The sequence below is a fragment of the Sphingomonas sp. BL-S-29 genome (assembly GCF_055521495.1).
Window position 1 is genome coordinate 4,065,062 of sequence record NZ_CM145482.1, and the last position, 19,801, is coordinate 4,084,862.

A 19,801-nucleotide genomic window follows, 5' to 3' on the forward strand; every position below is an offset into this window, starting at 1 on the left:
CATGGACCTTGGCCGTTGCGGCCGGTAGCTTCCCCCACCGCACATGTGCAAACCGGGGGGACTGCATGACGACGACGGAAGAGGCAGCCGCGTTCGCCGGACCGCGCAGGATTGCGACGCTCGACGTGATCCGCGGGGTCGCGGTGATGGGCATCCTGATCATGAACATCGTGGCGTTCGCGATGCCCGAGGTCACCTATATGAACCCGGCGGCCTTTGGCGGGCATAGGGGCGCCGATCTGGCCGTGTGGGCGTTCAACTTCGTGCTGGTCGACGGCAAGATGCGCGGCCTGTTCTCCTTCCTGTTCGGCGCCTCGACCCTGCTGGTGATCGACCTGGCGACGGCCAAGGGGACCAGCCCGGCCAGGGTGCATTTCTCGCGGATGTTCTGGCTGTTCCTGTTCGGCGAGGCGCATCTGATCCTGCTCTGGTGGGGCGACATCCTCCACCATTATGCGCTGATCGGCTGCATCGCGTATCTGTTCCGCAAGGCCGCGCCGTACAAGCTGGTGTCGATCGCGATCCTCCTGCTGCTGGTCGAGTTCGCGCTGATTTCCTCCGTGACGGTGAGCGTGCGCGCGAGCGAGATCGCGATGCAGGCGCCCAAACCGAGCGCCGAGGCCGTGCGTCAATATCAGGAGTTCCAGCGCGGATTCGGCGTGCCGACCCCGGAGGCGCTGGCAAAGGACCTGGCGCTGCATCGCGGCCCCTGGCCGGCGCTGATGGCGCACCGGCTGGCCAAGGCGCTGTCGACGACGCTGCAGACCGTCGCCTTTGTCGGGGCGGAGACATTGGCCTATATGCTCCTCGGCATGGCCTGCCTCAAAGCGGGGATGCTGACCGGCACGTGGGAGCGGAAGCGGTATCTGCGCTGGATCGCGATCGGCTTCGGGACTGGTGTGCCAGCCTATATGGCGCTTGCCTGGTACGTGGCCTCGCACGATTTCGCGCTATTCCCGCTGGTGCTCGGCGCGCTGGCATTGCCCACGCTGGTCCGGCCACTGATGATCATCGGCTGGGCCTGCCTGATCGTGCTGCTGGCGCAGCGCGGCGGCGCCATCGTCACGCGGATCGGCGCGGCGGGGCGCATGGCCTTTTCCAATTATCTCGGCACCAGCATCGTCTGCACCACCTTGTTCTACGGCTATGGGCTCGGTTGGTACGGATATCTGTCACGCGCGCAGCTCTATCCGGTGGTGATCGCGGTGTGGGTGCTGATGCTGCTCTGGTCGAAGCCCTGGCTCGCCCGTTTCCGATTCGGTCCGCTCGAATGGCTGTGGCGATCGCTGGCGCGGATGCGGTTCCAGCCCATTCGCGGGGCGGCCGGGGACAATTAAGTCTTCTGCGACTGATGCGCAAAAGCGCTTGCGACTGGTTCGCATTAGCCCTAGATCAGGGTCAGGCGAGGGAGCACCCATGGTCGTTTGTATCTGTAATGCGATTCGTGAGCAGGATGTGCGCGAGGCAGCGCGCGGCGGCGCAAAAAGTGCCTGCCAGGCCTATCGGACGCTCGGCCGCCAGCCGAAATGCGGCCAGTGCGTACCGTTCGCGAGAGCCATTATCGACGAGGAACGTGCGGCTGCGTAGCGTTCGCAGGCACGAAAAACCGCAGATTTCCGCCATTTTTCGCCTGTTCGGAGTCCCTGTTCTGCGTTAGGTTACGCAGGCATTACGGAGACACGACATGAAGGGCGACCCCAAGGTCATCGACTATCTGAACGAGGCGCTCAAGAACGAGCTGACCGCGATCAATCAATATTGGCTGCATTACCGGCTGTTCGATCACTGGGGCGTGCGCAAGCTGGCCGAGTTCGAGAAGCACGAATCGATCGACGAGATGAAGCATGCCGACATGCTGTCGGAGCGCATTCTGTTCCTCGACGGCCTGCCCAATTTCCAGCTGCTCGGGCGTTTGCGCATCGGCGAGACGGTCGAGGAAGTGCTGAAGGCCGATCTCGCGCTGGAGATGGAGGCCTTGCCGCTGCTGCGCGACGCGATCGAGCATTCCGAGAAGGTCCGCGACTATGTCAGCCGCGACCTGTTCCGCCGCATCCTCGACAGCGAGGAAGAGCATGTCGACACCCTGGAGCGCCAGTTCGAGATGATCGAGCGCATGGGCATCGCCAATTATGTGCAGCTGCAGAGCAAATCCGCGGATGAGGATGGGTGAGGCGGAAACGCCTGACGTGAAATAACCGTCACCCCGGACTTGTTCCGGGGTCCATCGGGCAACAAGCGTTATGGTAGCGGATCCAGCCCGAACCCCACCGCAAGGTCGTTCCATGCCGGATTGTCGCGCTCGATCAGGTTGATCCGCCAGTCGCGCGGCCATTTCTTGATCGTTTTCTCGCGCGCGATTGCGCCGTCCATCGTGTCGCCGACCTCGAACCAGACGAGGCGCTTGATATTATAGCGTTTGGTGAACCCATCGAACATGCCGTCGCGATGCTGCTGGATGCGGCCGACCAGGTTCGAGGTTACGCCCGTATAGACGCGACCGTAAAAGCCGCTGGCCAAGATATAGACGCAAGGCTGCCGTTCTCTCACGAGCGACATCTATCGCCGAAACATGGATGCCGGAACAAGTCCGGCATGACGGAGGATTGAGACCTCAGCCTTTTTACCGCGCCGCCTCGTTCGACAGGCCGTAGAAATCAAGCGTCTGGGGGGTCACCCAGCCATAGGAGTAGTTCAGCAGGAAGATGCCGAACAGGATGGTCGCGACGATCGTCACCCGCAGCGCCGTGCGGCCCACGCGGAATTCATGGGGCGCGCTTTCGGCCTGGCCGGGCACGCGCTCGGTTCCTGCCTCGTCTGCCGTCCTGACCCCGAAGGGCAGGACGAGAAAGACCGACAAGGCCCAGAACAGGAAGTAGATCGCGAGCATCGACGGCCAGCGCATCGGATCAGGCCTCGATCAGCAAGACGTCGACAATGGGCTTCTTGCCGGTCCACCGCGTCGCGACGCGGCGGGCCGACAGGCGAATATCCTCGCGCAGCCGGTCGCGGTCGCGGCCGCCCTTGCGGGTCGCCTCGATGACCGCGTCGATCGCTTCGTCGAGGAAGGGATCGCGATCCTCCTCCACCGGGATGCCCTGAAGCCGGACCTGGGGCTGTCCGATCATCTTGCCGGCGCGATCGATCGCCACCGCGACCGACATCTGGCCGAACAGGCCCAGCTTGCGGCGTTCGTTGATCGTCGCGCCGTCACCCGGCAGGATCACGTCGCCGTCGAGCACCAGCCGGCCGACATGGGCATGGCCGAGCTTCTCGGGCGCGCCGGGGGCGAGCCGGACGATGTCGCCATTGGTCTGCACCAGCGCGCGCGGAATACCCTCGGACAGACCGAAACGCGCCTGCTCCATCAGATGGCGCATCTCGCCGTGCACCGGCATCAGGATCTCGGGGCGGATCCAACGATACATCGCGGCCAGCTCGGGCCGGCCGGGATGGCCCGAGACATGGACATGCGCCTGGCGCTCCGTGATCATCTCGATACCCTTGGTGGCGAGCTGGTTCTGGATACGGCCGATGGCGACTTCGTTGCCCGGAATCTGCTTCGACGAGAAGACGACGGTGTCGCCCGCATCGAGGCTGATCGGATGCGTGCCGGCGGCGACGCGGGCCAGCGCGGCGCGCTCCTCGCCCTGCCCGCCGGTGGCGACGATCAGCACCTTGTTGCGAGGCAGGCGCATCGCCGCATCGGGATCGACCGTCTCCGGGAAATCCTTGAGATAGCCGGTCGCGCGCGCGACCTTCAGGATGCGGTCGAGCGACCGCCCCGCGACGCAGAGCTTGCGCCCCGTCTCGCGCGCGACCTGGCCAAGCGTGTGCAGCCGTGCGGCGTTGGAGGCGAAGGTGGTGACGAGCACGCGGCCCTTGGCCTTGGCGATCACTTCGGCCAGGCCGACGCGGACCTCGGCCTCGGAGCCCGAAGGCTCGGGATTGAAGACGTTGGTCGAATCGCAGACGAGCGCGAGCACGCCCTCGTCGCCGATCACCTCGAGCTGCTCCGGCGTGGCCGGCTGGCCGAGCACGGGGGCAGTATCGAGTTTCCAGTCGCCGGTGTGGAAGATGCGGCCGTACGGCGTGTCGATCAGCAGCGCGTTGGCTTCGGGGATCGAGTGCGACATCGGCACGAAGTTCACGCCGAACGGGCCGATATCGACGCGCTGGCCGGGCTTCACGATGTTGAGGCGGACGCGATCGGCGTTACCCTCTTCCTCGAGCTTGCCGTGGATCAGGCCGGCGGTGAAGGGCGTCGCGTAGAGCGGCACGCCCAGATCCTCGGCGAGGTAAGGCAGCGCACCGATATGGTCCTCATGACCATGGGTGAGCACGATGCCGACGAGATTGTCGATCTGTTCCTCGATAAAGGCGAGATCGGGCAGGATCACGTCGATCCCGGGATATTGGGGGTCGGCAAAGGTGATGCCGCAATCGACCATCAGCCACTTGCCGCGGCAGCCATAGAGATTGACGTTCATGCCGATCTCCCCCGACCCACCAAGGGCCAGGAAGAGGAGTTCGTTATTGGGAGTCACGTAGTTTTTGTTCTTTCTTGTCGTGGAGTCCACGCGAGTGCGGGGACGTACTGGATGCGCGGTCAGCGCTGAATAATATCGCGATGGAGATGGCGGTAACGCCACGGGACCCCTTGCCGGGATCGCACATCAGACCCTTATATGGGCGCGATCCCACAACATCGCCAGCCCCTGAATGGTGAGGTCGGGTTCGATCACGTCGAAAACGTCGGTCTGCTTCTCGAAAAGCGTGGCGAGACCGCCGGTCGCGATGACCTTTACCGGCCGCCCGACCTCCGCCTTGATGCGCGAGACCAGCCCCTCGATCATCGCGATATAGCCCCAATAGATGCCGATATGCATCTGGCTGACCGTGTCGCGGCCGATGACGCTGGTGTTGGCCGGCGCCTCGATCGCGATGCGCGGCAGCTTGGCCGCGGCGGTGACGAGCGCGTCGAGCGACAGGTTGATGCCCGGCGCGATGATCCCGCCCTTGTACGCGCCGCGAAAGTCCGAGAAGTCGAACGTGGTCGCAGTGCCGAAATCGATCGTGATCAGGTCGCCGGCATGGAGCGCATGCGCCGCGATCATGTTGACCGCGCGGTCGGCGCCGACGGCGTGCGGTTCCTCGACATCGAGCTGCATGCCCCATTCGACCGGAGGCTGGCCGGCGATCAGCGGCTCTCCGCCGAAATATTTGCGCGCGAGCGTCTGGAGATTGTGGAGCGCCCGCGGGACGACGGTGGCGATGATCACGCCCGTCACGGCGCTCCGGTCATAACCTTCGAGCGTGAGGAGCTGGCTGAGCCAGACGGCATATTCGTCGGCGGTGCGGCGCGGGTCGGTCGCGATGCGCCAGCGCGCCTTGATCGTGCCGCTATCGACAAGTGCGAAGACCACATTGGTATTGCCGGCATCGATCGCGAGCAGCATGCGAACCTCAATCCCTTCCGTTCGTGTCGAGCGAAGTCGAGACACATTTGCCTGGCGCCAAGCCCTGTTTCTCGACTTCGCTCGAAACGAACGGAGTCATATCAGATCAGGAAGACGTCGGCGGCGTGAATGACACGGCTCGATCCGTCCGCCAAGCGCAGGATGAGCGCGCCCTCCGCGTTCAGGCCCTGAAACAGGCCGTCGATCGCGCTGCCGTCGGGCAGGCGTGCGGTAAGCGCGGTGCCGGGCTGATATCCCCGTTCCAGCCAGCGGGCGCGGATCGGGGCGAGCCCCTCGACGCGCCAGATGCCGAGCCAGCGTTCGAAGGCGGCGGCGAGGGTTTCGAGGAAGTCGGCCGGATCGGGCGCCGCGCCGTGCGCCGCGAGGCTGGTGGCGGCGCGTTCGAGATCGGTCGGGTGGTGCGCGAGGTTGACCCCCATGCCGATCACCACCGCATCATCAGCGCGTTCGAGCAGGATACCGGAGAGCTTCGCCCCATCGAGCAGCAGGTCGTTGGGCCATTTGATCGCCAGCCCACCGACCCCCGCCGTTCCCCCGCGAAGGCGGGGGTCCAGAGCCACAAGCGACGCGCTCTGCGACTCTGCCCCCCCGCCTTCGCGGGGGAACAGGGAAGGAAGGTAGGCGCGAACGACCTCCTCCAGCGCCACGGCGGCCACCAGGGCCAGCGTGGACGCCTGTGGATCGTGCGGGCGCAGGCGGACCAGCGTGCTTGCGTAGAGATTGCCTTCGGGCGAGGACCAGGCCCTTCCCTGCCGCCCGCGGCCGCCGGTCTGGCGCCCGGCGCGGAGCCAGAGCCCCTCGCCTGCCCCGCTGCCGGCGAGCATCAGCATGTCGGCGTTGGTCGACCCCGTCTCCGTGACGGTGCGGATCGTATGCGTCAGAACAGCGCCTTGGCAGCGGCCGCAGCCCAGGCGCCGAGGCACGGGATGGCGAGATAGCCGATCGGCGAGATGAAGGTCGCGGCAACCGCGATCAACCCGCCCTCGACCTTACTGTCGATCGGCGCGAAGGCCGTCGCGGCATCATCGAAATACATCGTCTTCACGACGCGCAGATAATAATAGGCGCCGATCACCGAGGCCGCGATGCCGACCACCGCGAAGGGGAAGAGCCCCGCCTGCACGGCCGCCTGGAACACCACGAACTTCGCATAGAAGCCGAGCAGCGGCGGGATGCCGGCCAGGCTGAACATGAACAGGCCGAGCGCCAACGCGAGGCCGGGCTGAGTCTTGGACATGCCCGAGAGGCTGGCGATCGTCTCGACCGGCTGGCCGCTCTGGTCGCGCATCTGGAGCACGACGAGGAAGCTGCCGAGCGTCATGGCGATATAGATGGTCAGGTAGATCAGCACCGCCGACACGCCCTCGGCGGTGCCGCAGGCGAGGCCGACCAAAGCGAAGCCGACATTGTTGATCGAGCTATAGGCGAGCAGGCGCTTGATGTTGCTCTGGCCGATCGCGGCGACCGCACCGAAGATGATCGAGGCGAGCGAGGCGAAGATCACGATCTGGCGCCACTGATCGGTCGCCGGGCCCATCGCCTCGACCGCGACACGCACCGCCAGGGCCATCGCCGCGACCTTGGGCGCGGAGGCGAAGAAGGTCGTCACCGGCGTCGGCGCGCCTTCGTACACGTCGGGCGTCCACATGTGGAACGGCACCGCGCTGATCTTGAAGGCGAGGCCGGCAAAGACGAATACCAGGCCGAAGGTCAGGCCGAGCGAATGGCCCGCGCCGTACGCATCGGCGATCAGCGAGAAAAGCGTCGTGCCGCTGAAGCCATAAACCAGGCTGATGCCGTAGAGCAGGATGCCGCTCGCCAAGGCGCCGAGCACGAAATATTTGAGGCCCGCTTCGGCCGACCGCGCGTCGCGGCGCATGAAGCTCGCCAGCACATAGGCGGCAAGGCTCTGCAGCTCGAGACCGACATAGAGCGTCAGCAGGTCGCCGGCCGACACCATCATGCCCATGCCGATGGCGGAGAGCAGGATCAGGACCGGATATTCGGGACGCAGATCGTCGCCCGAGGTCTGCTGGAAGAAGCGCGGGGCGACCAGGATCGCGACGCCGGCCGCGATATAGATCAGCACCTTGGCGAACGCGGCAAAGGCATCGGCGCGGTACAGGCCGTCGAACGCCTCACCCCCCGACGAGGCCGGGCCCATCAGCGCGATCCCGGCGCCGAACAGCACCGCGACCGACGTCCAGGAAATGGCCTTGGTCGAGGCCTGTCCGCCCCAGGCGGCGGCGAGCATCAGGATCAGCGCGCCGGCGGTCAGCACCAGTTCCGGCAAGGTCATGAGCAGGGAGGCGTTCATTGATGTGCCTCCCCATGGTGCGCGGCGGGGGCGGCAGGTTTCCCTGCAGTCGGCAGCGAGTCACCGGCGGGCGCGGCGCGGGCGATGCGCGCCTCGAGCGTGGCGACGTCACCGCGCATCGGGGCGAGGAAGCTTTCCGGATAGACGCCCATCCACAGCACCACCGCCGCGATGGGGGCGAGCAGCGCGATTTCGCGCAAGCTGAGATCGGGCATCGCGCGAACGTCATCCTTGGTCAGATCGCCGAACACGACGCGGCGGTAGAGATAGAGCATGTACGCGGCACCGAGGATGATGCCGGTGGTGCACAGCAGCGTGATGGTGGTCGAGACCTTGTAGGTGCCGGCCAGCGAGAGGAACTCGCCGACGAAGCCGCTGGTGCCCGGCAGGCCGACCGAGGCCATGGTGAACAGCATGAAGAACAGCGCGTAACGCGGCATGTTGATCGCAAGGCCGCCATACCGGTCGATCTCGCGGGTGTGCAGCCGATCGTAGATCACGCCGACGCAGAGGAACAGCGCGCCCGAGACGAGGCCGTGGCTGAGCATGACGACCATAGCGCCTTCGATGCCCTGGCGGTTGAAGGCGAACAGGCCGATCGTCACGATCGCCATGTGCGCGACCGAACTATAGGCGATCAGCTTCTTCATGTCGGACTGAACCAGCGCGACCAGCGAGGTGTAGATCACCGCGACCGCCGACAGGCCGAAGATCAGCCAGACGAACTCGGCCGACGCCTCCGGGAACATCGGCAGCGAGAAGCGCAGGAAGCCGTAGCCGCCGAGCTTCAGCAGCACGCCCGCCAGGATGACCGAGCCGGCGGTCGGCGCCTGGACGTGCGCGTCGGGCAGCCAGGTATGGACCGGCCACATCGGCATCTTCACCGCGAAGGAGGCGAAGAAGGCGAGCCATAGCCAGGTCTGCGCATGCGCCGGGAAATCGGTGTTGAGCAGGGTCGGGATGTCGGCGGTGCCGGCATATTGCGCCATCCACAGCATCGCGATGAACATCAGCACCGAGCCGAGCAAGGTGTAGAGGAAGAATTTGTACGACGCGTAGATGCGGTTCGCGCCGCCCCAGATGCCGATGATCAGGTACATCGGGATCAGGCCGGCTTCGAAGAAGATATAGAACAGGAACAGGTCCTGCGCCGCGAAGGTGCCGATCATCAGCAGCTCGGTGACGAGGAACGCGCACATATATTCCTGGACGCGCTTCTCGATCGCGACCCAGCTGGCGCCGATGCAGATCGGCATCAGGAACACGCTGAGCATGATCAGCATCAGCGCGAAGCCGTCGATGCCGAGCTTCCATCCGATCGGGCCGAACAGATTCTCGTGCGCCTCGACGAACTGCCATTGCGGCCCGCCGATATCGAACTGCGCCCACAGACCGATGCCGAGCAGCAGATCGACCAGGGTCGCGATCAGCGCGATCCAGCGCGCGTTGGTCGCACTGACGAACAGGCACGCGACAGCGGCGATCGCCGGGATCGCGAGCATCAGCGACAGGATGGGGAAACCGCTCATCGTGTGATCGCCCAGGTAATAGCGGCGGTCAGGCCGATCAGCATGACGAAGGCATAGGTATAGACATATCCGGTCTGGACCCTGCCGGCGACCCGCGAGCCGAGCGCGACGACCCAGGCCGAGCCGTTGGGCCCGAAGCGGTCGATCGTCTTCTCGTCGCCGCGGTGCCAGAAGAGGCGACCAAGGGCGAAGGCGGGGCGGACGAACAGGATGTTGTACAGCTCGTCGAAATACCATTTGTTGAGCAGGAAATCGTAGAGCAGGCTGAACTGCCCCGCGAGCTTCGCCGGGAAATCCGGGTTGCGGATATAGGCGAGCCACGCGCCCAGCAGCCCGAGCAGCATCGCGACCGACGCCGACAGCTTCACGCCCAGCGGCACTTCGTGCATCGAGTGCATCAGATGTTCGCTGAAGGCGATGCTGCCCTTCCAATATTCCTCGCCCGCCGCTGGTTCGATGAAATAGCCGTGGAAGACGAAGCCGGCGGCGACCGCGCCGATCGACAGCAGGATCAGCGGGATCAGGATCGGCAGCGGGCTCTCATGCGGATGATAGCCGCCGGTGCCGTCACCATGATCGTCGTGATGTGCGTGATCGTCGTGATGCGCGCCGTGCGCGGACGTCTCGTCGGCAGGCGCATCGTCGTGATGGCCATGGCCATGCGCGTCGTGCACCGCGTGCTGGATATGCTCCGACTGCGCCCAGCGCGGTTTGCCCCAGAAGGTCAGGAACATCAGGCGCCAGGAATAGAAGCTGGTCAGCAGCGCGACGATCATGCCGACGATCGAGGCGCCGCCTTGGCCAGCGGCCCAGGCCGCTTCGATGATCGCGTCCTTCGAATGGAAGCCGGCAAAACCGATCGCGAGCGGATTGCCGAACACCGCGGGGATGCCGACGCCCGTGATGGCGAGCGTGCCCGCCATCATGCCCCAGAAGGTGATCGGGATATGTTTCCTGAGGCCGCCATAATAACGCATGTCCTGCTCATGGTGCATCGCATGGATCACCGAGCCGGCGCCAAGGAACAGCAGCGCCTTGAAGAAAGCGTGCGTGAACAGGTGGAACATCGCCGCGCCATAGGCGCCGCAGCCCGCCGCGAAGAACATGTAGCCGAGCTGCGAGCAGGTCGAATAGGCAATGACGCGCTTGATGTCGGTCTGCACCAGGCCGACGGTCGCAGCAAAGAAGCAGGTCGCGGCGCCGACCGTCATCACGACGTGAAGCGCGAACGGGCTCGTCTCGAACATCGGCGACAGGCGGCAGACCATGAACACGCCGGCGGTGACCATCGTCGCGGCGTGGATCAGCGCCGACACCGGGGTCGGGCCCTCCATCGCGTCGGGCAACCAGGTGTGCAGGCCGAGCTGCGCCGACTTGCCCATCGCGCCGACGAACAGCAGCAGGCACAGGATCGTCATCGTATCCCAGCGCTGGCCGAGAAAGCCGATGGTCGAACCGGCCATGCCGGGCGCAGCGGTGAGGATGTCGGGGATCGACACCGTGCCGAACACCAGGAAGGTGCCGAAGATGCCGAGCATGAAGCCGAGATCGCCGACGCGGTTGACGACGAACGCCTTGATCGCGGCAGCATTGGCGCTGGGCTTCTTGAACCAGAAACCGATCAGCAGATAGGAGGCGAGACCGACGCCTTCCCAGCCGAAGAACATCTGGACCAGGTTGTTCGCGGTCACCAGCATCAGCATGGCGAAGGTGAAGAGCGACAGATAGGCGAAGAAACGCGGCTGATCCGGATCCTCCGCCATATAGCCCCAGCTATAGAGGTGGACGAGCGCGGAGACGCTGGTGATGACCACCAGCATGACCGCGGTCAGCGCATCGACGCGGAGCGCCCAGGCGACGTCGAGATCCCCCGAGCGGATGAAGTCGAACACCGGCGTGACGCTGGGTTCGGCACCGCCCAGATAGGAGATGAAGATCGGCCAGCTCAGCAGGCACGAGACGAACAGCGCGCCGGTCGTGAGCGACTTGGCGACGGTGTTGCCGAGTGCCCGGTTGCCCAGGCCTGCGACGATCGCCGCGAGCAGCGGCAGGAAGACGATGAGGAGGATCAACGAATTACCCCTTCATCCGGTTGACGTCGTCGACCGAGATCGTGCCGCGTCCGCGGAAATAGATAACGAGGATGGCCAGGCCGATCGCGGCCTCGCCGGCGGCGACCGTCAGCACGAACATCGCGAACACCTGCCCGACCAGATCGTGGAGATAGGCGGAGAAGGCGACGAGGTTCAGGTTCACCGCGAGCAGGATCAGTTCGACCGCCATGAGCATGACGATGAGGTTCTTGCGGTTGATGACGATGCCGAGCACGCCGAGCGCGAACAGGATCGCCGCGACGACGAGATAATGCGTCAGGCCGATCACAGGCCGGATCCTTCTTCTTCGTCACCCTGAACTTGTTTCAGGGTCCATGCGCGGACAGTCGATCCACGAGCGTCACCCGAGAGGATGCGAACGCGCATGGATGCTGAAACGAGTTCAGCATGACGGGTGGAGGACGCGATCACAGCTCGATCCCCTGCCCTACGCCAGGCTGGGTGTTGCGGGTCGCATCCTGCGGCCGGCGCGATACCTGGCGGTTGATGTTCTGCGGGCGGGTGCCGCCACGCTCGCGGTGAGTCAGCACGATCGCGCCGATCATCGCGACGAGCAGGACGAGGCCGGCGCCTTCGAAGATGAACAGGTAGCGGGTGTAGAGCAGGTTGCCGATCGCCTGGATGTTGGGCACGTCCTCAGCGATCGGCGCCGCGCGGCGGCTGAGCTCGATCGCGCCCGCGCTATAGGCGCCGATCGCGACGACGATCTCCGCCGCGAGGCCGATCGCCAGCACCAGCCCGATCGGCAGGTAGCGCGCGAAGCCGCTGCGCAGCTCGGCGAAATCGATGTTGAGCATCATCACGACGAACAGGAACAGCACTGCGACGGCGCCGACATAGACGATGACCAGCAGCATCGCGATGAATTCGGCGCCCAGCAGCACCATCAGCCCCGCCGCGTTGAAAAAGGCGAGGATCAGCCACAGCACGGCATGGACCGGGTTCCGCGCGGTGATGGTCAACGCTGCCGACAGCAGCACCATCACGGCGAACAGGTAGAAGGCGAGTGTCTGTATCACGGAATCAGGAGGCCCCTCGGATTCGGCTGGCGCTTAACGGTACGGTGCATCGGCGGCAAGGTTCGCGGCGATCGCGCGTTCCCAGCGATCGCCATTATCGAGCAGCTTCGCCTTGTCGTAGATCAGCTCCTCGCGGGTTTCGGTGGCGAATTCGAAATTCGGCCCTTCGACCACGGCATCTACGGGGCAGGCTTCCTGGCACAGGCCGCAATAGATGCACTTGGTCATGTCGATGTCGTAGCGCGTGGTGCGGCGGCTGCCGTCCTCGCGCGGCTCGGCCTCGATCGTGATCGCCTGGGCCGGGCACACCGCCTCGCACAGCTTGCAGGCGATGCAGCGTTCCTCGCCGTTCGGATAGCGGCGCAGCGCATGCTCGCCGCGGAAGCGGGGAGAGATCGGGTTCTTCTCGAACGGATAGTTGATCGTCGCCTTCGCCTTGAAGAAATACTTCAGGGTGAGCGCGTGCGCCTTCACGAATTCCCACAGGGTGTAGGATTTGATGATCTGGCCGACGTTCACGGGCGTTTCTCCGGCTGGACGACGAGCTGGCTGCGACACGCGCCGTCGGTAGGATATTGAGGACGCTGCGCCTGATAGAGCCCCTCAGCCGTCGCATATTGCTTGAGATACACGCGCTGTGACGGATCGCACTCGGTGCCGACCCGCGTCAGCATCAGGAAGCTCGACACCAGGAACACCCAGAACAGCGACAGCGGGAGGAAAATCTTCCAGCCCAGCCGCATCAGCTGGTCGTAGCGGTAGCGCGGGACGGTGGCCTTCACCCAGCTGAACACGAAGAAGAAGAACAGCATCTTGGCGAACAGCCAGATGATGCCCGGGACGTAATAGAGCGGCGCCCAGTCGAGCGGGGGCAACCAGCCGCCCCAGAACAGCGTCGCGTTGAGCGCGCACATCAGGATGACGTTGGCATATTCGCCGAGCCAGAACAGCGCGAAGCTCATCGAGCTATATTCGGTCTGGTAGCCGGCGACGAGCTCGCTCTCCGCCTCGGTCAGATCGAACGGCGCGCGCTGCGTTTCGGCCAGCGACGAGATGAAGAACACGATCGCCATCGGGAACAGCAGCGGATTGGCGTAGAAGCCGTTGACGAAGCCGTAGAGCCCCTTCTGGGCAACGACGATGTCCGACAGGTTGAAGCTGCCCGCCCACATCACCACCGAGATCAGCACGAAGCCGATCGCGACTTCGTACGACACCATCTGCGCCGCGGCGCGGATCGCCGAGTAGAAGGGGTATTTCGAGTTGGACGACCAGCCCGCCAGGATGATGCCGTAGACGCCGAGCGACGAGGCCGCGAGCACATAGAGCAGGCCGACATTGATGTCCGCCAGCACCACGCCCGCCTGGAACGGGATGACCGCCCAGACGATCAGCGCGACGGTGAAGGTGATGATCGGCGCGAGCAGGAACAGGCCCTTGTTCGCGCTGGTCGGGATGATGGTTTCCTGCAGGAAGACCTTCAGGCCATCGGCAAAACTCTGCAACAGGCCGAACGGGCCGACCACGTTCGGGCCGCGGCGCAGCGCCATCGCCGCCCAGATCTTGCGATCGGCATAGATGATCATGGCAACCGCCAGCATCAGCGGCAGGGCGATGACGAGGATGCCGATGATCGTGGCGAGGAACCACGCCCATTCGAACTGCATGCCCCAGGAGACGAAGAGAGCGGTCATCAGTTCAGCCCTCCCTTCACAGATACGCTACGAGCACGGCACAGCCGATAAGCACGACAACCACCGCCAGACATCCGAGCTGCACCTTCGGTGGCAGCGACAGGAACAGCGCTTCGGAAATGAACTCCCACATGCATCACTCCGCCGCCTCCGCGAACTCTTCACCGTGGATCAGCTCGGCCGAGCAGCGCTGCATCGTCGGGGACGCGCGGCAGATGGCGTTGGTCAGGTAGAAATCCTTGATCGGATAGCCGACCGGGCCTTCGCTCTTCGCATCGAGCGCCGGGGCGTTCCAGGCGAAGCGGCGCAGGCCAAGCGTGGCGAGATCGGGCGTGTCGACACCCATCGCCGCGCGCAGTTCCTCGAGCGTGTCGAACGGCAGGGTCTTGCCCAACACCGCGGAAAGCGCGCGCAGGATGGTCCAGTCCTCGCGGGCGTCGCCCGGCGGGAAGACGGCGCGTTCGCCGCGCTGGACGCGGCCTTCGAGATTGACCCAGGTGCCCGACTTCTCGGCATAGCTCGCGCCCGGCAGCACGACATCGGCAGCCGCCGCGCCCTTGTCGCCGTGATGGCCGATATAGACCTTGAAGCTGTCGGCAAAGGCCGAGAAATCGGCCTCGTCGGCACCGAGGAAGAAGGTGAGCTTGGGCCTGGCCGCGACGATATCGGCGATGCCGCCCTTTTGCGCGAGGCCGAGCATCAGGCTGCCCATGCGCGACGCCGCCATGTGCAGCACGTTGAAGCCGTTCCACCCATCGCGCACCAGGTTCAGCGACGAGGCCAGCTTGAGCGCGGCACCGTGACCGCCCTTGAGCGCGCCGCCGCCGACAATGACCATCGGGCGCTGGGCATTCCTGAACGCCTCGGCCGGGCCATCGGGCAGCTTGCCGAGCAGAGTCAGGTCGTTGCCGAGCCATTCGACCTTGTAGGTCAGGTCGGTCTCTTCGCCGATCGCGAAGACCTTCGCGCCCTTCTTGATCGCCTTGCGGATGCGGGTGTTCACCAGCGGCGCTTCCCAGCGCAGATTGGTGCCGACCAGCAGGATCGCGTCGGCGTCTTCAGTGCCGGCGATGGTGGTGTTGAAATTGACCGCGGACAGCGACGACGCGTCATACGCCATGCCGGTCTGACGGCCTTCGATCAGGGTCGAGCCCATCGCGCCGAGCAGCGCCTTGGCGGCGTAGAGCGTCTCGCAATCGACCAGATCGCCATGGATCGCGGCGACGCTGGAGCCGGCGTTCACTGCGGCAATGGCGGCGAAGGCCTCGTCCCAGCTTGCCTCGGTCAGCTTGCCCTGCTTGCGCACGAACGGACGATCGAGCCGGCGGCGGACCAGCCCGTCGACCGCGTGGCGGGTCTTGTCGCTGGCCCATTCCTCGTTGACGTCCTCGTTGATCACGGGGAGCGCGCGCAGCACCTGGCGGCCGCGGCTGTCGAGGCGGATATTGGTGCCGACAGCGTCCATCACGTCGATGGTCAGCGTCTTCTTCAGCTCCCAGGGCCGCGCCTCGAAGGCATAGGGCTTGGAGGTCAGCGCGCCGACCGGGCAGAGATCGACGACATTGCCCGACAGCTCGCTCGTCACCGCACCCTCGAGGTAGGAGGTGATCTGCATGTCCTCGCCGCGGCCGATCGCGCCGATTTCCTCGACGCCGGCGACTTCCTCGGCGAAGCGGATGCAGCGAGTGCACTGGATGCACCGCGTCATCACCGTCTTCACGATCGGGCCCATGTACTTTTCGGTGACCGCCCGCTTGTTCTCGTCATAGCGGGAATGGCCGCGGCCATAAGCCAGGCTCTGGTCCTGCAGGTCGCACTCGCCGCCCTGATCGCAGATCGGGCAATCGAGCGGGTGGTTGATCAACAGGAATTCCATCACGCCTTCGCGCGCATTCTTCACCATCGGGGTGTTGGTGAAGACTTCCTGGTTTTCGGCGGCCGGCAGCGCGCACGAGGCCTGGGGCTTGGGCGGGCCCGGCTTAACCTCGACCAGGCACATGCGGCAATTGCCGGCGATCGACAGGCGCTCGTGATAGCAGAAGCGCGGGATTTCCTTGCCGGCAAGCTCGCACGCCTGCAGCACGGTGGCGCCCTGCGGCACCTCGATCTCGATTCCGTCGACTTTGAGCTTTGGCATGCGTTTCGTACTTGCTAGCTGCGCCGGCCGGCCGAAGGGCCGTCGACAATGGCGTGATAAAGGGGTTCGGCGATCATCAGGCGGAGCTGATCGCGCTTCATGCTGATCGGCTTGCCTGTCACGACGCAACCGCCGAGCACCGGCTTGATCGCATCGAGCGCGCGGCGTTCGGCATCGCTGCCGGCCGCCGACTGAACGAGATCGGTCGAGGCTTCCGGCGCCGCGTTGACCACGCAGGTGCCGAATTCCTGCATGCCGAGCGCGACCGCGTCATAACCATTGCCCGGCGACCGTCCCGCAATAGAACCGAGATACCATGTCTTCACTTCGCCCGGACGCAGCGCCCGGCGGCCACCTTTCAGCGCCAACGACGTCGCGGCAGCCGCCATATCGGCGCGGCCGTTATAGAGACCCTGCGTCCCGTTGCTGAGTGAAAGACCGAACGAGTCGCCGCTGCACGAGCTGTAGACCGAAGCAAGCCGCTTCGCCGCACGCTGCTCGTCGGAAGAGCCGGGCAAGCTGCCGAGCAGCTGGCGCACCTGATCGGGCGCTTCCGCCATCACGCATTCGGCCGTGGCGCGGAATTCGCGCGGATCGGCCTTGCGCTCCCCGGCGGCGGCGCCCGCCGCTGCCAATGGCAGTGCGGCGATAGCGGCAGCAATGACCATTATTCTCATTCCGCCTTCCCCCCGATAGACGACAACGACATGGGATAGCCGCGCAGCATCCCGCTTCCCACGAGCTCAATCGTGCCCATGGCGCTAGCTCCTCACCGCGGCGCCGGGCCGCGTCGCGATATGGTAGCTGGTCAGCGCCAGGATTGCGCGGAGCCCGGCGGCGCTTGGACGCGCGCTATGCACCGCCGCGACACAGGTACTCGCATCGGGCGTGATGGCGCGCAAGGCGCGCGGCTCTTCGGCACTGTCCGGCACGGACTTCAGCCAGGCGACCACTTTCCCGGGCGACCTGTGGATGATGCACGCGCCAAGACGTTGAGTCGCATCCGTGGACGCCAGTTCCCGGTCCATGGAACCTCGCGCCAGTTCACGCTCCAGCGAACCGCGTGACAGATGGGACGCCAGGAAATATTCCGCGATCCCGCCGCCCAGCTGGACCGGATTATAAACGACATGCCCCTGCGGCATGCAGCTGTCTGCGGGCTGCACCAGCGTGGCCAGGGCCGTACGGTAGGTCTCGGTGCCAAAATCCAGATCGATGACCCGCCGTGCGGCCGGGGAACTGCGATCCGCCACGCAAAAACCGATCACGCGAACGGCCGAATACGCCAGTCTCGGCGCCGGCTGGGACTGGGCGAGAAGCGGCTGCCAGGCGATCGTCATCGCGAGACAGGCCGTCACGTGCGCGATCGACAGCAGCTTCATTCCGCCGCTTCCATCATCGGGGCGAGATCGCCGCCGCGTTCCTTGATCCGGCGCTCCAGCTCGGGCCGGAAATGCTTGATCAGGCCCTGGATCGGCCACGCCGCCGCGTCGCCGAGCGCGCAGATGGTGTGGCCTTCGATCTGCTTGGTGACCTGCTGCAGCGTATCGATCTCGCTGATATCGGCATCGCCGGTGCGCAGCCGCTCCATCACGCGCCACATCCAGCCGGTGCCCTCGCGGCACGGCGTGCACTGGCCGCAGCTCTCATGCTTGTAGAAATAGGAGATGCGGCTGATCGCGCGGACGATGTCGGTCGACTTGTCCATGACGATGATCGCCGCGGTGCCGAGGCCGGAGCCCAGCGCCTTCAGCCCGTCGAAATCCATCGGGCAGTCCATGATCTGCGCCGCCGGCACCAAAGGCACCGAGGAGCCGCCGGGGATGACCGCGAGCAGATTGTCCCACCCGCCGCGGATGCCGCCGCAATGTTCCTCGATCAGCTGGCGGAAGGGAATGCTCATCGCTTCCTCGACCACGCAGGGCTTGTTCACATGGCCGGAGATCTGGAACAGCTTGGTGCCGCGGTTGTTCTCCGCGCCGATGCCGGCGAACCATTCGGCACCGCGCCGCAGGATCGTCGGCACGACCGCGATCGATTCGACATTGTTGACCGTGGTCGGGCAGCCATAGAGGCCCGCACCCGCCGGAAACGGCGGCTTGAGGCGCGGCTGGCCCTTCTTGCCTTCGAGGCTCTCGAGCATCGCGGTCTCTTCGCCGCAGATATAGGCGCCGGCGCCGCGATGGACGAACACGTCGAAATCATAGCCCGACCCCGAGGCGTTCTTGCCGATCAGGCCCTTGTCATAGGCTTCGGCGACCGCGGCGAAGAGCACCTCCGCCTCGCGGATATATTCGCCGCGGATATAGATGTACGCCGCGCGCGCGCGCATCGCGAAACCCGCGATCAGCGCGCCTTCGATCAGCTTGTGCGGATCGTGCCGCATGATCTCGCGGTCCTTGCAGGAACCGGGCTCGGATTCGTCGGCGTTGATGACGAGGAAGTTCGGCCGCTCGGGCTTGGGCTCCTTCGGCATGAACGACCATTTGGTGCCGGTCGGGAAACCCGCGCCGCCACGGCCGCGCAGGCCCGATGCCTTGACCGCGTCGATCAGGGCATCCTGCCCGCGCGCCATCAGGCCCTTGGTGTCATCCCAATCGCCACGCTTGAGCGCGCCTTCGAGATTCCACGGCTGGAACCCGTAGACGTTGGTGAAGATACGGTCCTTGTCGGCGAGCATCTAGCGGCCCTTCCCCGTCGCGCTCTGCACCGCGAAGTAAATGACGAGGCCGATGCCGATCAGGATCAGCAGGCCGAGCAGCTTGAAGGTCACCTTCAGCACGAAACCGAGCACAACCAGGCCGCCGATGATCGCGAGGATCGCGACGATGGGATTCGTACCCTTCATGCCCATTCCCCCCGGTAATCGTGATTCTCGTCGACCATTTCCCTGAGGCTGGTCGGGCCGCCCGCCGGGCAGCTGTCGCGGCGCCCGGTCTGCGAGCCCGGCGTGGGCGTCCTGCCCTCGGCCAGCGCATCGAGGATCGCGGTCGTGCGATCGTAATCCAGGTCTTCGTAATTGTCGTCGTTGATCTGTACCATCGGCGCGTTGGCGCAGGCGCCGAGGCACTCGACCTCGGTCAAGGTGAACAAGCCGTCGGGCGTGGTCGTGCCCTTGACCAGGCCACGATTCTTGCAGGCGGCTAGCACATCGTCCGATCCGCCGAGCATGCACGGCGTCGTGCCGCAGACCTGGACGTGATAGCGGCCGACCGGCGCCATGTTGAACATGGTGTAGAAGGTCGCGACCTCATAGACGCGCATGTAGGGCACGCCGATCTCGCGGGCGACATATTCGATCACCGGGACCGGCAGCCAGCCCTGGGTATGCGTCTCCGCGCCGACCTGGCGCTGGGCGAGATCGAGCAAGGGCAGCGACGCGGATTGCTCGCGCCCCTTGGGATAGCGGCCGAGAATCTCGGTCGCTTTCTTGCGATTCTCGGCCGTCCAGATGAACGAACCCCAGCGTGCGCGAGTCTCGGCTTCGTCGGGGATTTTGGGTGCTTCAGCCATG

At 65.2% G+C, this 19,801-nt stretch carries 21 protein-coding genes; 3 read left to right on the plus strand and 18 right to left on the minus strand.

The window, feature by feature from the left end; translation table 11 throughout:
- Positions 1 to 65 precede the first annotated feature (65 nt).
- The 3 genes from ACZ1I2_RS19275 to bfr all read left to right on the plus strand — a co-directional run bounded on the left by ACZ1I2_RS19275 (position 66) and on the right by bfr (position 2,170).
- Positions 66 to 1,337, plus strand: coding sequence for a DUF418 domain-containing protein (locus tag ACZ1I2_RS19275; protein WP_465176166.1), 1,272 nt, complete (start codon positions 66 to 68; stop codon positions 1,335 to 1,337).
- Between the two features lie 79 nt (positions 1,338 to 1,416).
- A complete protein-coding gene (locus ACZ1I2_RS19280) occupies positions 1,417 to 1,587 on the plus strand; it encodes a (2Fe-2S)-binding protein (protein ID WP_372852469.1) in 171 nt (56 codons plus the stop codon).
- 97 nt (positions 1,588 to 1,684) lie between these two features.
- Positions 1,685 to 2,170 (plus strand): bacterioferritin, encoded by a 486-nt coding sequence (bfr, locus tag ACZ1I2_RS19285; protein ID WP_465172575.1) that lies wholly within the window; start codon positions 1,685 to 1,687, stop codon positions 2,168 to 2,170.
- A gap of 68 nt (positions 2,171 to 2,238) precedes the next feature.
- Here bfr and ACZ1I2_RS19290 read toward each other — a convergent pair whose 3' ends face one another.
- The 18 genes from ACZ1I2_RS19290 to ACZ1I2_RS19375 all read right to left on the minus strand — a co-directional run bounded on the left by ACZ1I2_RS19290 (position 2,239) and on the right by ACZ1I2_RS19375 (position 19,800).
- On the minus strand, positions 2,239 to 2,556 hold the full coding sequence (locus ACZ1I2_RS19290; protein ID WP_465176165.1) for a GIY-YIG nuclease family protein: 318 nt from the start codon (positions 2,554 to 2,556) through the stop codon (positions 2,239 to 2,241).
- Between the two features lie 64 nt (positions 2,557 to 2,620).
- On the minus strand, positions 2,621 to 2,902 hold the full coding sequence (locus ACZ1I2_RS19295; protein ID WP_465172573.1) for a DUF1467 family protein: 282 nt from the start codon (positions 2,900 to 2,902) through the stop codon (positions 2,621 to 2,623).
- 4 nt (positions 2,903 to 2,906) lie between these two features.
- Positions 2,907 to 4,544 carry a ribonuclease J gene (locus ACZ1I2_RS19300; RefSeq protein WP_465176164.1) on the minus strand — a complete coding sequence of 546 codons (1,638 nt, stop codon included), beginning with the start codon at positions 4,542 to 4,544 and terminating at the stop codon, positions 2,907 to 2,909.
- Positions 4,545 to 4,673: 129 nt separating this feature from the next.
- Positions 4,674 to 5,456 (minus strand): type III pantothenate kinase, encoded by a 783-nt coding sequence (locus tag ACZ1I2_RS19305; protein ID WP_465172571.1) that lies wholly within the window; start codon positions 5,454 to 5,456, stop codon positions 4,674 to 4,676.
- 101 nt (positions 5,457 to 5,557) lie between these two features.
- Positions 5,558 to 6,307: a biotin--[acetyl-CoA-carboxylase] ligase gene (locus ACZ1I2_RS19310; protein ID WP_465177107.1), complete on the minus strand. Its 750-nt coding sequence runs from the start codon at positions 6,305 to 6,307 to the stop codon at positions 5,558 to 5,560.
- A 47-nt stretch (positions 6,308 to 6,354) separates the two neighbouring features.
- Positions 6,355 to 7,794 carry an NADH-quinone oxidoreductase subunit NuoN gene (gene nuoN, locus ACZ1I2_RS19315; RefSeq protein WP_465176163.1) on the minus strand — a complete coding sequence of 480 codons (1,440 nt, stop codon included), beginning with the start codon at positions 7,792 to 7,794 and terminating at the stop codon, positions 6,355 to 6,357.
- Entirely contained in the window at positions 7,791 to 9,323 is a 1,533-nt protein-coding gene (locus ACZ1I2_RS19320; RefSeq protein WP_465176162.1) for an NADH-quinone oxidoreductase subunit M, read from the minus strand. The genes nuoN and ACZ1I2_RS19320 overlap by 4 nt, the downstream gene beginning before the upstream one ends.
- Positions 9,320 to 11,395, minus strand: a complete 2,076-nt coding sequence (gene nuoL, locus ACZ1I2_RS19325) for an NADH-quinone oxidoreductase subunit L (RefSeq protein ID WP_465176161.1) — start codon at positions 11,393 to 11,395, stop codon at positions 9,320 to 9,322. Before nuoL ends, ACZ1I2_RS19320 begins: the two co-directional genes overlap by 4 nt.
- Positions 11,396 to 11,399: 4 nt before the next feature.
- The gene (gene nuoK, locus ACZ1I2_RS19330) at positions 11,400 to 11,705 is read right to left on the minus strand and encodes an NADH-quinone oxidoreductase subunit NuoK (protein ID WP_372852487.1); all 306 of its coding nucleotides are present in this window, start codon (positions 11,703 to 11,705) and stop codon (positions 11,400 to 11,402) included.
- A gap of 139 nt (positions 11,706 to 11,844) precedes the next feature.
- Positions 11,845 to 12,456, minus strand: a complete 612-nt coding sequence (locus ACZ1I2_RS19335; RefSeq protein ID WP_465172566.1) for an NADH-quinone oxidoreductase subunit J — start codon at positions 12,454 to 12,456, stop codon at positions 11,845 to 11,847.
- Between the two features lie 33 nt (positions 12,457 to 12,489).
- On the minus strand, positions 12,490 to 12,975 hold the full coding sequence (gene nuoI / locus ACZ1I2_RS19340) for an NADH-quinone oxidoreductase subunit NuoI (RefSeq protein WP_372852491.1): 486 nt from the start codon (positions 12,973 to 12,975) through the stop codon (positions 12,490 to 12,492).
- The gene (gene nuoH / locus ACZ1I2_RS19345) at positions 12,972 to 14,150 is read right to left on the minus strand and encodes an NADH-quinone oxidoreductase subunit NuoH (protein WP_465176160.1); all 1,179 of its coding nucleotides are present in this window, start codon (positions 14,148 to 14,150) and stop codon (positions 12,972 to 12,974) included. Before nuoH ends, nuoI begins: the two co-directional genes overlap by 4 nt.
- A 136-nt stretch (positions 14,151 to 14,286) precedes the next feature.
- Positions 14,287 to 16,287: an NADH-quinone oxidoreductase subunit NuoG gene (gene nuoG, locus ACZ1I2_RS19350; RefSeq protein WP_465176159.1), complete on the minus strand. Its 2,001-nt coding sequence runs from the start codon at positions 16,285 to 16,287 to the stop codon at positions 14,287 to 14,289.
- 14 nt (positions 16,288 to 16,301) lie between these two features.
- On the minus strand, positions 16,302 to 16,964 hold the full coding sequence (locus tag ACZ1I2_RS19355; RefSeq protein ID WP_465172563.1) for a hypothetical protein: 663 nt from the start codon (positions 16,962 to 16,964) through the stop codon (positions 16,302 to 16,304).
- A gap of 84 nt (positions 16,965 to 17,048) precedes the next feature.
- Positions 17,049 to 17,669 (minus strand): hypothetical protein, encoded by a 621-nt coding sequence (locus tag ACZ1I2_RS19360; RefSeq protein ID WP_465176158.1) that lies wholly within the window; start codon positions 17,667 to 17,669, stop codon positions 17,049 to 17,051.
- Positions 17,666 to 18,967: an NADH-quinone oxidoreductase subunit NuoF gene (gene nuoF / locus ACZ1I2_RS19365; RefSeq protein WP_465172561.1), complete on the minus strand. Its 1,302-nt coding sequence runs from the start codon at positions 18,965 to 18,967 to the stop codon at positions 17,666 to 17,668. The genes ACZ1I2_RS19360 and nuoF overlap by 4 nt, the downstream gene beginning before the upstream one ends.
- Positions 18,968 to 19,135: a hypothetical protein gene (locus ACZ1I2_RS19370; RefSeq protein WP_465172560.1), complete on the minus strand. Its 168-nt coding sequence runs from the start codon at positions 19,133 to 19,135 to the stop codon at positions 18,968 to 18,970. It abuts the gene before it with no gap.
- The gene (locus tag ACZ1I2_RS19375) at positions 19,132 to 19,800 is read right to left on the minus strand and encodes a complex I 24 kDa subunit family protein (RefSeq protein WP_465176157.1); all 669 of its coding nucleotides are present in this window, start codon (positions 19,798 to 19,800) and stop codon (positions 19,132 to 19,134) included. The genes ACZ1I2_RS19370 and ACZ1I2_RS19375 overlap by 4 nt, the downstream gene beginning before the upstream one ends.
- Between the last annotated feature and the right edge of the window lies 1 nt (position 19,801).

Coding starts and splice junctions, on each gene's coding strand:
- bfr (WP_465172575.1), top strand. CDS start 1,685: ATGAAGGGCGACCCCAAGGTCATCGACTATCTGAACGAGGCGCTCAAG.
- ACZ1I2_RS19305 (WP_465172571.1), bottom strand. CDS start 5,456: ATGCTGCTCGCGATCGATGCCGGCAATACCAATGTGGTCTTCGCACTT.
- ACZ1I2_RS19375 (WP_465176157.1), bottom strand. CDS start 19,800: ATGGCTGAAGCACCCAAAATCCCCGACGAAGCCGAGACTCGCGCACGC.
- nuoG (WP_465176159.1), bottom strand. CDS start 16,287: ATGCCAAAGCTCAAAGTCGACGGAATCGAGATCGAGGTGCCGCAGGGC.
- ACZ1I2_RS19295 (WP_465172573.1), bottom strand. CDS start 2,902: ATGCGCTGGCCGTCGATGCTCGCGATCTACTTCCTGTTCTGGGCCTTG.
- ACZ1I2_RS19320 (WP_465176162.1), bottom strand. CDS start 9,323: ATGAGCGGTTTCCCCATCCTGTCGCTGATGCTCGCGATCCCGGCGATC.
- ACZ1I2_RS19310 (WP_465177107.1), bottom strand. CDS start 6,307: ATGCTGATGCTCGCCGGCAGCGGGGCAGGCGAGGGGCTCTGGCTCCGC.
- ACZ1I2_RS19355 (WP_465172563.1), bottom strand. CDS start 16,964: ATGAGAATAATGGTCATTGCTGCCGCTATCGCCGCACTGCCATTGGCA.
- ACZ1I2_RS19290 (WP_465176165.1), bottom strand. CDS start 2,556: ATGTCGCTCGTGAGAGAACGGCAGCCTTGCGTCTATATCTTGGCCAGC.
- ACZ1I2_RS19275 (WP_465176166.1), top strand. CDS start 66: ATGACGACGACGGAAGAGGCAGCCGCGTTCGCCGGACCGCGCAGGATT.
- nuoH (WP_465176160.1), bottom strand. CDS start 14,150: ATGACCGCTCTCTTCGTCTCCTGGGGCATGCAGTTCGAATGGGCGTGG.
- ACZ1I2_RS19360 (WP_465176158.1), bottom strand. CDS start 17,669: ATGAAGCTGCTGTCGATCGCGCACGTGACGGCCTGTCTCGCGATGACG.
- nuoN (WP_465176163.1), bottom strand. CDS start 7,794: ATGAACGCCTCCCTGCTCATGACCTTGCCGGAACTGGTGCTGACCGCC.
- nuoF (WP_465172561.1), bottom strand. CDS start 18,967: ATGCTCGCCGACAAGGACCGTATCTTCACCAACGTCTACGGGTTCCAG.
- ACZ1I2_RS19370 (WP_465172560.1), bottom strand. CDS start 19,135: ATGAAGGGTACGAATCCCATCGTCGCGATCCTCGCGATCATCGGCGGC.
- ACZ1I2_RS19280 (WP_372852469.1), top strand. CDS start 1,417: ATGGTCGTTTGTATCTGTAATGCGATTCGTGAGCAGGATGTGCGCGAG.